We start from the raw sequence: 11,590 nt of genomic DNA on the forward strand, positions 1-11,590 counted from the left end.
CTGATCACTCCAGAACGCAGTCGAATATGTCTCCAGCGACCTTCACACGCGAAAGATTTGTTGACGCAAGTCGCCGGTGCCCCTTGGAGGGTTTTGCGGGGTTGCGAAGGAAGGGGTTGGGCAAACTTGTCGCCAGACGCGCTGCCTCGACCTGCGTCAGGTCTTTCGCCGATTTGCCGAACCATGCCTGCGCAGCAGCTTCCGCGCCGAATACGCCTTCACCCCATTCGGCGATGTTGAGGTAGATCTCCAGTATTCTTTTCTTGCTCAGGACTGCATCCAGAAGGGTTGCGAGCGGGATTTCCAGGCCCTTTCGAACAAAGGATCGGTCATTCCAGAGAAAGAGGTTCTTGGCCGTCTGCATGGTCAGCGTCGATGCGCCGCGCGGGCGCTCGCCTTCCTGGAGGACCTCGATCTGCTTGCCCAACGCATCCCAGTCGACGCCACCGATCTCGCAAAACTTGGAATCTTCCGACGTGATGACGGATCGGACCAGATTGGGCGAGATATCGTCCAGCGGCACCCACTGACGATCAACCCAAAGTCCCTGCACGTAACGGCCCAGCATGAGCGTACTGACGGGCGGCACAACGGAATAGAAAAGCGTCAGAACGATTGGCGCAACGAAAAGGGCGATCAGGGCGAGAAGACACCATTTTTTCAGGCGCGCGAGGACACCGCGTGTGTCGCTTCGCGCTTCTTTGGACGTCTCGCCCCGGACCGCTTTTGCCTTAGACGTTGGCATACTCTCGTTTCGTCAGCGCCTTCTCGTTTTCATGGATGAAGTCGCGCAGGATCGGCACCGCATCGCGCTCCTTCGACAGGAGCAGCTGGAATACCATGTTTGAGCCGTGGAGGAAGCCCAGCTCGACGGCGCAGAGATAAAACTCCCACATGCGGCAGAACCGCTCGTCGTAGAGCGCCTTGGCCTCGTCTCGCCGTTGCTCGAACCGGATCCGCCAGTCGCGGATCGTGTAGTAGTAGTGCAGACGCAGGATTTCCGTGTCGCACACCCAAAGACCGAGCCGCTCTGTAGAAGCAAAAACCTCCGACAGGGCAGGAACATATCCGCCCGGGAAAATGTATTTGCGGATGAACGGCCCGGTGGTTCCCGGAGGGGTCATGCGCCCGATGGAGTGAATGACCGCAAAGCCGGTATCGGTCAGGACGTCCCTTATCTTGCCGAAATACTCATCCAGATGGCCGATGCCCACATGCTCCATCATGCCGACGGAGATCACCCGGTCGAACTGCCCCTGAAATTCGCGGTAGTCCTTGAGTACGAAAGTCACCTGGTCGGAAAGCCCGGCGGCTGCAACCCGCTGTTCGGCGATCTTCACCTGTTCCGGAGACACGTTGAGCGATGTCACCTTCGCACCGGCCTGCGCCATGCGAATGGCCAACGAGCCCCAGCCGCCGCCAATTTCCAGCACTTCCATGCCCGGCTGCAGGTTCAGCTTGGCAACCAGATGGGTCAGCTTTGCATCCTGCGCCTCTTCAAGGCTGTCTTCCGGCGTGCGGTAGTAGGCGCAGCTGTAGTTCAGACCCTCGTCCATGAAGAGGCGATACATCTCGGTGGAGAGGTCATAATGGTGCCGAGCCTGCGCCTTGGCACGTTCAACAGAGTTCTGCTGCTGCCGCCGCCGGAAAGCCTTCCAGAACTTCCTGAGAAGTCCCTGCACGGGATTTGCGCCAAGCGGGGCCCGGTTGATGGAGAAAAGGAACATGAAGTCGTAGATCGTCGATCCCTCCTCCATGGTCATCGTGCCATCCATATAAGCTTCCCCGGCAGCCAGTTCCGGGTTCAGAAAAAGGTCCCGATAGAGCTTCTTGTCGTGCAGGCCTATGGTCACCGTGGGGCCATCCTGACCCGTGCCGAACTCATGCACACCGCCGTCAACGTCAATAACGCGCATCTTTCCGCGTTGGACGAATGAACGAAGCAATTTGGACAACAATCGCATTAATTACGTCTCCCTCGCCCTTTCCGGGGACAAACCTGACAGGTCCCTTAGGGCAGATTTCCAATATGCCTTGACGTTACATAGATTTCAGGTGAGGGAAACCACAAACACGGAATTCGATTTCACATTGTTTCGAGCATCGACGAGCAGCCAATGACCGAAGAACTGATGTTGCATCTGGGCACTCAGGCCACACGCGTTGAAAGGGAGCTGGATACGCTCCTGTCTTCAGGTGTTCTTGAGAGTGAAATCGCTCGCCCCGATCGACTGCTGGCTGCCATGCGACATGGCGCCTTGAACGGCGGCAAGCGCATTCGTCCTGTCCTGCTCATGGAAGTGGCGCATCTCTTCGGCAGGTCTGATGATGGCGCTCTTCTGGCCGGTTGTGCGCTAGAACTGGTGCATTGCTATTCGCTGGTACACGACGACCTTCCAGCGATGGATGATGACGACCTTCGTCGCGGCAAGCCGACCGTTCACATCGCCTTTGACGAGGCAACCGCCATCCTTGCAGGGGATGCTCTCCTGACCTTGGCCTTTGACGTCATCTGCGACGACCACGTCCACGAAGACCCGGCCATACGGCTCAGGTTGACGCGGGAGCTTGCGCGCGCGTCAGGTATCGGCGGCATGGCCGGTGGGCAAATGCTCGATCTGGAATCGGAACATCGGGACCGCAACGAGCAGGAGATCCGCAAGCTTCAATCCATGAAAACCGGCGCATTGCTTCGGTTTGCCTGCCGGGCAGGTGCAATCCTTGGACGAGCGTCAGATGAGGAGCTCGCTCGCCTCACAAGGTTCGGGGAAATCATCGGCCTCGCCTTTCAATTGGCGGATGATCTTCTGGACGTGGAAGCCAGCGCAGAAGCCATGGGCAAGGCGACCGGCAAGGACGCGGAAGCTGGAAAGGCGACCCTGGTCAGCCTTTTGGGCACCTCTGCAACTCGCACCGAACTTCAAGCCCTGTTGGATGAGGCCCAAACCCTCCTCGCCCCGTTTGGATCGAATGCTGCAACACTCGTTGCACTGGCCGAATACATTGCAAAGCGGGATCGTTAAAAAGTCTTCATTTGAAATTTTTAGAAACAAATTGACATGTTTGGAAAATTAAATTGCGAATATTTCCAATGTACGCAATATAATTTTATTATCGACCGCAAAATGATATATTCGCTGAAGGAATTGACTTTTACTTATCTACTCGCTTGATAAATTTGGCTTTAGAAGTAATATTCTTAGAATATAAATCTTGATTTCTTCTTTACAACTAAAATACAACCGACAATCGGTTCGTTTTTTCACAAATCTGTGTCGAATATTTTATATTAACGTAGCGTTATTCTCGCAAACTTCCCGCGCATTGAAATACTTCCAAAAATGCGATGGGGAAAAACATGTCGCAAGTTCAAGGAAACGCCCGAGCAAATTCCGGCTCAAACACCCGTTCCACCACCAACACAGAAACAAGCAGACGCAAATTCGACACCGCCCTGAACAAGGCAAGATCAAGCCCAACGGGACCTACCAATACCAAAGCCGCAAACACCCAGACTTCTCAAAATCGCGCGGCAAATCAGCCAGCCAACAACAATCCTCCCCCACCAGCTTCTCAGCCAAATTCCCGCACCAAAAGAGACACTTCCGCACAACAACAAGCTCCTCAAACCACTAGGGTCGAATTGCGTGGCACAAATGTGGAAGAAGGAGCCACAATCCGGGTGACCCCCCAAGGCGGACAATCCAGGCTCATTCAGGATAGAAACGCGGCTGACCAGCAGCGCCTACCACAGGAGGAACGCGATCTCGATGGGCGGGCAAACGGCAGCATTTCCTTTGATATTTCCAATCAGGGGCCGGTGCTTGTGCAAGTGGACAATCCGAGAGCCCCGGATTTCCAATTCACCCTTCCAGCAGACCGACAGCAAACAAGCTTCAAGGATGGTGAGAATTTCGCGCTTCGGCCAAATTCCGGACCACTTGATCACGCGCCCCAACTCTCTGCCGTTCATGGACAAGGAGACAGCGGAAACGTTCTACAAATTAACGCGGACCTGAGTCAGCAACAGGTTGACGCCTACCGTACTGCAACCAATGGCAATCTCAACGGGCATGTAGGTTCGGGAAACGTCGCTGAAGACAGCCAGCGGATAGCGGGTCAGCTGGTGGATGGCACGGCGTCCAACAGCGATGTCAATCGCACCCTTGGAGCTGTCGAAACCCAACGCAACATCAAGATCGATGCTGCAGCAGACGCATTGGCGGACTTCATCAATACAGGCTTGCCGATCCTGAAGAATGTACCGCGGCCTAGCAGTGCGGGCCTTGACCCCGCAAAGGCACAGTCTGATCTGGAGGACCTTCACAAGACAATCCAGAGGGACGTCAACACGATCAACTCACTTTCGAGAACCTATTATGACCGCGTTGCAGAGGCCATTGATGCCGGGGTCAACCCGGAACATCTTGGCCAGCAGCTGGAACGGCTCCTTCCGGGAAAGACCGGCCGAAACGGCAACAATGACGCGATTGCTGACATCCAGAACCAGATGTCAAAGGCAGTGTCCGACTGGTACAAGGGCGTTGCAAATGTCCTCGATGAAAGTCGGAAAGCCGTCGGCAAAAGTGCAGACAACAAGGCAATTGACGACGCCTTCAAAACTGCCACGCTTATTTTGGATATCGCCAGCAACTCGACTGGAGCGCTGCGCGGGCTTGTTAAAAACCTCCGGCCGAGCGGTCAATTTGCCAAGACATTTCGAGCATATAAAAACCAGCAGCAAGCCAAAAAAATTCAACAAAACATAAACAACTCGGCAAATCCCAGCACAGTCAATCAGCAGATTGACAATCTGCCCGACAAAGACAAGTTCAAACACACCTCAACGGTCAGTATCACGCCTGGCCAAATGACCCGTGTTCAATACAACGACGACAAGCCTTCAAAGGCATTCGGGGAGCTGCTTCAAAAGGCAGCAGAAGAAAAGGCTTTCAAGACTGAATTGCAGTCGACCGTCGATACAGCTGAAAACACTTTCCAGAAAAATCTTAGAAAATCCTTTGGAGCGGGAATCGATTGGGGAACCGGCTTTATCGCACCGAACCGTTTCGGCGTTTACAATTCCAACCCAAATTCACCCCCTATCAAACCCGGGATCACCAACGCCGAACCCGCAGCCGACGGGGCAGACGTTTCCTACTTTGATGACACGCGGATCCCGGATCCGATCGCAAACACCGAAGGATACAAGTCCTATCAGAAAGTGGGCGAAGGGATCTTGAAAGACAGCCTCGGGAACCGAACCGATTTCATTGATGGCAGCCTGAAAACAACATATGGCGAAATCGAAGACAGTGCTTGGGATCTTTATACCATGCCACGTCCGCCGGAGCATGTTGCAAAAGTTGACGCAAATGTCGAAGAGGCAATGCGCCGGAACGACGAAGCGCGGGCCAATGGAAGCAACTCAAGATACTTCGTTGTCGATGAACGTTACTCGCGAGGGCGGCTCTATCGCGGGGCTTTTGTGACCCGGATCGTTGAGGTCAAGAACTGGGGATACTCTGATCCGATAACAGCCAATGATGTTAGAGTGGGAAATAACACAGGCGTCTTCGACAACTACTCCTCTGATGACAAATATGGAAAAAGGGCTCATCAAAGAGGGTCCGCTAGAAATACGTACAAGGGAAACCCCAGGTCGTCCGAAGCCGGATACAATTGGTATCGTAATCTTCCGGATGCATTCAAATAGAGACTAGACAATTCAACTGGCGCCCATCCGGCGCCAGTTTTGTTTTCAGAACATCAAATCGAAAGCTCAAACCACCCTTTCCACCTGTTAATTTAATGTTAATAGAAACAATTTTAAATTGTGTATGTGTATTTCTGAAAGCAACCGCTATGTCAGTCACGAGTACAGTTCAAAATACGCCGCAGCGACTTGACCAGCTCAACAAATTGGAAGGTCGCGAAAAAGCAAATCAGGCAGAACAACAGCGACAGGTTCGGTCGAACACTGAGCTTACGCGCGTCGAGTCCAGCCCCACTCCGGCAACCTCCCTTACAGAGCTTTCCAGATCGGTTCTGAAGAAGCTGACCGAGGAGCAGGAACAATTTGGCAACCTTGCCCGATCACCGCAGGACCGCACGAAGTCCCTGCGCAGGGATCAGGTCGAACGCATCAAGGACAACATCCTGCAACTGAAGCAGATCATGATGTTTGCCTCGCCGGAACAGGCGCACCAGTTGGCTCAGGAACTCGAAAAGCTGGGTCGCGACTTCAAGGAAGCGGCGAAGTCGCTTGGTGAGCAGACAAGCGTCAAGCCGAGCGCGCTCCCGCAATCGGTCCTGCCCAAACCGGCAGAACCAGAGCAGGGGGAGGCCTTGGAAGGTTCATCTGACACCGCGGCAGCGGGAAGCACGGAAGCGACGGGCCAAAGCCCGGCGCAATCAACTGCAGCTCAACCACACATCGATATCAAGGTGTAGGTTCAGTTCGTTTTTTCCGGCTTCACGCGACCGAAGTCGGGCGTGTCGATTTCCTGCCCTGCCTCGATGATCGAGCGGCGAACGCTCCGGGTGCGAGTGAAGAGGTCAAACAACTTGTCGCCATCGCCCCAGCGGATTGCTCGCTGCAGGGCTGAAAGGTCCTCGGAAAACCGCGACAGCATCTCCAAAATGGCTTCTTTGTTATTCAGGCACACATCCCGCCACATGGTCGGGTCGGAGGCGGCAAGGCGTGTGAAATCGCGAAAACCGGATGCCGAGTATTTGATGACTTCCGACTTTGTCACCGCCTCCAGATCATCTGCCGTACCAACGATGTTGTAGGCGATGATGTGGGGTAAGTGAGACACGATGGCGAGCACCTTGTCGTGGTGGTCAGGATCCATCGTATCGACCTGTGAACCACAGGCCTGCCAGAACTCCGTCAGCTTCGCGATGGCCGCCGCATCCGTGCCCGCAGGCGGCGTCAAAATGCACCAGCGGTTCTGGAAGAGGGTGGGAAAACCCGCATCCGGCCCCGATTGCTCGGTACCGGCAATCGGATGGCCCGGAATGAAATGGACCCCGTTCGGCACATAGGGCCCGACCGCCTCGACAACAGACGCCTTTGTGGACCCCACATCCGTCAGGATGGTGCCAGCGCGCAGAACCGGCGCAATCCACTTTGCGACCGCCTCATTGGCACCGACCGGAATGCACAGGATAACCAGATCAGCGCCATCTGCCGCGTCCGCCGCGTCACGGGAATAGCTGTCACCAAGCCCAAGCTCTTCCGCCCGGCGAAAGGTTTCCTCCGATCGGGTAGAAATCGCAATGTGCTTCGCCAGTCCTTTCTGGCGAACAATCTGGGCCAGTGAAGACCCGATGAGGCCGATCCCGATCAGGGCCAGCCGGTCAAAAAGTGGTGCGGTCATATTCCCGTACGAAGTCTGATTGGTGTTATTTGCTCATGAAGTCCCGGAGAGCGGCGACAACTGTCTTGTTGGCATCCGCCGAACCGATCGTCATGCGAATAGAGTTGGGCAGGCCGTAGTTTCCAACCATGCGCAGGATGCAGCCCCGTGAAGAAAGATAGGCATCCGCATCGCTCGCGCGCTTGCCATCTTGATCGGGAAAATGGATCAGCACGAAATTGCCAACGCTTGGCGTGACCTTCAGGCCGATCTTTTCCAGCTCTTCCGCCACCCAGGGCAGCCACTCTTCATTGTGGGCAATCGCTTCGTCGATGAAACCGCGATCCTTCACTGCTGCAATCCCCGCAGCAATCGCGCCACCCGATACGTTGAACGGCCCGCGAATGCGGTTCAGCGCATCAATCACGGCTGCCGGTCCAAAACCCCAGCCAAGGCGCAGATTGGCAAGGCCGTAAATCTTGGAAAACGTGCGCGTCATGATCACGTTTTCAGCCGTTGCGGCCAGTTCCAGCCCGCTCTCATAATCATTGCGGCGAACATATTCCGCGTAGGCCGCATCCAGCACCAAAAGCACATGAGGCGGAAGGCCTGCATGCAAACGTCGCACCTCGGAGAAGGGCAGATAGGTGCCGGTCGGATTGTTCGGGTTGGCGATAAACACCATTTTCGTGCGGTCGGTTACGCGCTCAAGGATCGCATCAACATCCGTCATCAGGTCCCTTTCCGGCGCAACTACCGGCGTGGCACCCGCCGCGCGGATGGCGATCTCGTACACGAGAAAGCCGTGTTGGGAATAGATCGCCTCGTCGCCGGGCGCCAGATAGGCATTGGAGATCAGGCTGAGAATTTCGTCCGATCCGGCCCCGCAAATGATCCGGTCAGGATTGATGCCATAGACTTCACCGATAGCGGCACGAAGTTCGCCGGAGCTGCCGTCGGGATAAAGTTCCAGCTTGTCTGCAAGGGAGGCAAAAGCCTCCTTGGCGGCTGGACTCGCTCCAAGCGGTGTTTCGTTGGAGGACAGCTTGTGAAGCGTTGCAACACCGGCAACCTTGGACTTGCCCGGCACATAGGGCGCGATATCCAGAACACCGGCACGCGGAACCGGGCGACCGGAAGCCTTTTCGTTCAATGCACTCATTTCAGCTACACTCATTGTTCTTCGCGCAGATCGTCCGGAGCAAAATCAAACTCCTCGTCTGCCTCTCCCTCAACATCGATCGGCGCGGCATAACCGCCAACGCGGCGCAGCACATCCGGTTCTGCCCCGGCGCTTGCGCAAGCTGCCAATACCTCGTCCTCGCTCAACTCGGAAGCAACTGCCAGCAAGGCGTCTACCCCCATGGCCGAACGGTGAAAACTCACAACTTCAATTCCCAGATCCATCAAACTGCCCGGAAGCACACCGCTCCAGCGGGCATCAAAGACATGGATCTCCGGGATACTGTCATCGGAAATCGCCCGCGCGATGACAAACGCAGGCATGTCTGCCGGGCGCTCTTCGTGGACCAGATAGGGCAGGCGGCCAACGATCTGCGCGCCGCTTTGCGACAGACCGCGCCACCAGGGCACATCCGCGCGCTCTTCAAGAGCAATAAGGCCAAGATCCTTTTGTGCGCCGGCAACGATGCCGACAACATCCGAGGGATCACCGGCAACTTCAACTCCTGTGGTAAAACCGAAATTGAACCGAACCACATCCAGCAGGCCCACCAGATCCGCACTGCCATCCAGATGGATCGTAAACGGCAGATCTGCGCCATTTGCAGCGGTGATGAGTTCACGCCACACATGTTCAATTGTTGTCAGCGGCAGATCACCTTCATGGGCTTCCACCCGCTGGCGAACCAGTTCCGCTTCCCGCTCGGGAGAAAAGGCAAGAAAATCCTGACCGGACGCGCGCGCAGCTGCGGCCACGCCACCGGCCAGACGCGTACGCTCCATCAGCAGCTCGTGCAGCTGAACATCAATGGCATCGATTTTCTGGCGCAACGTCGCGAGGGAAGAACCCTTGTCCGGTGCGTGGGTCATGGGACTGCTGGCCTGTTTTTATTGCAAAACTCTGCGGCGCATAGTCATAGGCATGCAGCAGCGCAAAGGCAAAAGAAAACAGCACGAAGCCCACCGGCAATCGGCTCAGCCTCGCCGCAGAGCCCTGACAACGCCAAGCCCGCTGTGGCGCACAGGCTTGAGACCCGCAGGCGCGCCTTCCGGAACGAAAACCGGCTTCAACACGCGGAGTGCACTTTTCTTGCCCCCCGCAGGAATGGTTCGAAACACCTTCTTTTCGACTTCCATCAACAGCAAGCCGCCAAAGGCAGGCCATACCCGGCGACCGATGGCTTCCCAGGTTCGTGCAGATCGCAACACGGAGATGTTCCGGGTCGGCGGCATGAACAGCGCCTCCTTGTCGCCAAGGACATCGAACTGGCAGCTCTGCATCAGCTCCCTCAACTGCCCCCGCGAATAGGGTCGACCATAGCCGAATGGGGACAATTCGGACCGCGCCCAAAGCCCGCGCCGGTTCGGCACAATGGCCATCAGGCGCCCGCCGGGAGCCAGCACGCGCCAAGCCTCGCGCACCACATCAGATGCATCCTTGCAGTGGTCCAACACGTGAACCATCATCACCCGGTCGAACGCCGCATCGGAAAAAGGCAGGCAGCCGTCCAATACCAGACCGGAAGCCGTATCCGCCTCCCAAGGCCAGGGCACGGCTCCCTGCTGCGCCGGCATCGCCGCGATACAGCGCTCCGCATTGCCCAGATAGGGCCGCATGAACGGTCCTGCGTAGCCGATCCCCAAAAGCCGCTCGCCTTTCAGATCGGGCCAGAATTCGCGAACCTGCTGACCGATGAGCCCCCTGAGCAACTGCCCCATGGGCAGATCATAGAAGGTTCTGAGATCGGCAACGTCGAGATACATGCAAAATCCGGTTAAAGGGCAAAGACCCGCTAAGCCCGTTCAAGGTTTGAGGGCACAAGTGCCCTTGTCCAATCTGTCAAGCTTTGCCACAGTCGGCTCAAAATGGAAACAAATCCCTTCCAAGGAGCTTGCCATGCTGTCCGCCGAAACTGTGCTCGTCCGCCAATTCCCGTGCCTGTCGGACAATTATGGCGTCCTCATACATGACCCTGCGAGCCGAACCACCATCGCCATCGATGTGCCCGATGCTGCCCTTTACGAAAAGGCGCTGCACGAAAATGGCTGGAAGCTTACCCACATTCTCGTCACCCATCATCATTGGGACCACACCCAGGGCATCGACAATCTGAAGATGCTCACGGGCGCCGTGGTGATCGGTCCGGACATGTCACGCGACAAGATCGAGGCCATGACACATGGCATCGAGGATGGCGACAAGGTTCTCTGCGGCCCGATCGAAGCCATCGCCATCGGCACACCGGGCCACACGCTTGACCAGATTTCCTGGTACTTCCCGCAGCTGAAAATGGCCCATACCGGCGACACGATGTTTGCTCTGGGGTGCGGGCGCGTTTTTGAAGGCGACAAGAAGATGATGTGGTCATCGCTGCAGAAGCTGAAGCGCATTCTGCCCGATGACACGACGATCTATTGCGGTCATGAATACACGCTCGCAAACGCGGCATTTGCGCTGATCATCGACCCGGAAAACGCCGATCTGCGCGCCCGTTCGGTGGTGATCGAGGCGCTTCGGTCCGACAACATGCCGACACTGCCAACCACCATGAAGCTGGAAAAGGCAACGAACCCCTTCCTGCGCGCCGATCAGCCCGCCATCAAGGCCAATCTTGGCATGACGGACAGAAGCGATGCAGATGTCTTTGCCGAAATCAGGACCCGCAAGGACAATGCCTGACGGCAAAGCTTCTCCAGGTTGTCAGTTTTTCTGATGCAATCGGGTTTCAATTTCCGCGAAAGCATCCCATATGTTCCCTGTCTCAACTCAAATCAGGGCAGAGAATGATGACACAGGCCGAAGCCGGCGCCTTCATGGCGCGGACGGCGGAACAAAGGGCCCAGGCCGTGGTGAACCGGATCCTTCAGCAAGCTGAGGCAATCCCGGCGCAACATGGCGGCGGCCACAAGCTCGACATCCAGACCTTGCACTGCGAAGTTCTGGGTGCCTTGCGTGAAACCATGGACGATCTGGCACATTCCACATCAGGTCGTTAAACACATTGGCTTGGGCCGACCCTGATCCGTCTGGTCGGCCCTGCCAA

Annotated in this window: 12 protein-coding genes; 5 read left to right on the top strand and 7 right to left on the bottom strand. The window is 56.2% G+C overall.

Annotated elements, in window-relative coordinates; translation table 11 throughout:
* Positions 1-4 precede the first annotated feature (4 nt).
* A complete protein-coding gene (gene mtgA / locus F0155_RS04075; protein ID WP_150523199.1) occupies positions 5-745 on the bottom strand; it encodes a monofunctional biosynthetic peptidoglycan transglycosylase in 741 nt (246 codons plus the stop codon).
* Positions 732-1,964, bottom strand: coding sequence for an SAM-dependent methyltransferase (locus F0155_RS04080; RefSeq protein WP_150523200.1), 1,233 nt, complete (start codon positions 1,962-1,964; stop codon positions 732-734). The genes mtgA and F0155_RS04080 overlap by 14 nt, the downstream gene beginning before the upstream one ends.
* A gap of 153 nt (positions 1,965-2,117) precedes the next feature.
* Between F0155_RS04080 and F0155_RS04085 the strand changes: the two genes are divergently transcribed.
* Positions 2,118-3,023 (top strand): polyprenyl synthetase family protein, encoded by a 906-nt coding sequence (locus tag F0155_RS04085; protein WP_150523201.1) that lies wholly within the window; start codon positions 2,118-2,120, stop codon positions 3,021-3,023.
* A 974-nt stretch (positions 3,024-3,997) separates the two neighbouring features.
* On the opposite strand, the gene F0155_RS04090 is transcribed toward F0155_RS04085, so the two are convergent.
* The gene (locus F0155_RS04090) at positions 3,998-4,327 is read right to left on the bottom strand and encodes a hypothetical protein (protein WP_150523202.1); all 330 of its coding nucleotides are present in this window, start codon (positions 4,325-4,327) and stop codon (positions 3,998-4,000) included.
* Positions 4,328-4,510: 183 nt separating this feature from the next.
* Between F0155_RS04090 and F0155_RS04095 the strand changes: the two genes are divergently transcribed.
* On the top strand, positions 4,511-5,716 hold the full coding sequence (locus F0155_RS04095) for a hypothetical protein (protein ID WP_150523203.1): 1,206 nt from the start codon (positions 4,511-4,513) through the stop codon (positions 5,714-5,716).
* 149 nt (positions 5,717-5,865) lie between these two features.
* Positions 5,866-6,453: a hypothetical protein gene (locus F0155_RS04100; RefSeq protein ID WP_150523204.1), complete on the top strand. Its 588-nt coding sequence runs from the start codon at positions 5,866-5,868 to the stop codon at positions 6,451-6,453.
* A gap of 2 nt (positions 6,454-6,455) precedes the next feature.
* On the opposite strand, the gene F0155_RS04105 is transcribed toward F0155_RS04100, so the two are convergent.
* From F0155_RS04105 to F0155_RS04120, 4 genes are all read right to left on the bottom strand, one after another.
* Positions 6,456-7,385, bottom strand: a complete 930-nt coding sequence (locus F0155_RS04105; RefSeq protein WP_150523205.1) for a prephenate/arogenate dehydrogenase family protein — start codon at positions 7,383-7,385, stop codon at positions 6,456-6,458.
* Positions 7,386-7,410: 25 nt separating this feature from the next.
* Positions 7,411-8,541 carry a histidinol-phosphate transaminase gene (gene hisC / locus F0155_RS04110; protein WP_204934387.1) on the bottom strand — a complete coding sequence of 377 codons (1,131 nt, stop codon included), beginning with the start codon at positions 8,539-8,541 and terminating at the stop codon, positions 7,411-7,413.
* Positions 8,538-9,416 (bottom strand): chorismate mutase, encoded by an 879-nt coding sequence (locus F0155_RS04115; RefSeq protein ID WP_192913746.1) that lies wholly within the window; start codon positions 9,414-9,416, stop codon positions 8,538-8,540. The genes hisC and F0155_RS04115 overlap by 4 nt, the downstream gene beginning before the upstream one ends.
* Positions 9,417-9,521: 105 nt before the next feature.
* Positions 9,522-10,310, bottom strand: a complete 789-nt coding sequence (locus F0155_RS04120) for a class I SAM-dependent methyltransferase (RefSeq protein ID WP_150523206.1) — start codon at positions 10,308-10,310, stop codon at positions 9,522-9,524.
* Between the two features lie 133 nt (positions 10,311-10,443).
* Here F0155_RS04120 and gloB point away from each other — a divergent pair, with 133 nt between their 5' ends.
* Positions 10,444-11,226 (top strand): hydroxyacylglutathione hydrolase, encoded by a 783-nt coding sequence (gene gloB / locus F0155_RS04125; protein WP_150523207.1) that lies wholly within the window; start codon positions 10,444-10,446, stop codon positions 11,224-11,226.
* Between the two features lie 104 nt (positions 11,227-11,330).
* Positions 11,331-11,543 carry a hypothetical protein gene (locus F0155_RS04130; RefSeq protein WP_208999121.1) on the top strand — a complete coding sequence of 71 codons (213 nt, stop codon included), beginning with the start codon at positions 11,331-11,333 and terminating at the stop codon, positions 11,541-11,543.
* The last annotated feature ends 47 nt before the right edge of the window (positions 11,544-11,590 follow it).

This window comes from Roseibium sediminis (assembly GCF_008711325.1).
In the GTDB taxonomy this organism is placed as follows: Bacteria; Pseudomonadota; Alphaproteobacteria; order Rhizobiales; family Stappiaceae; genus Roseibium; species Roseibium sediminis.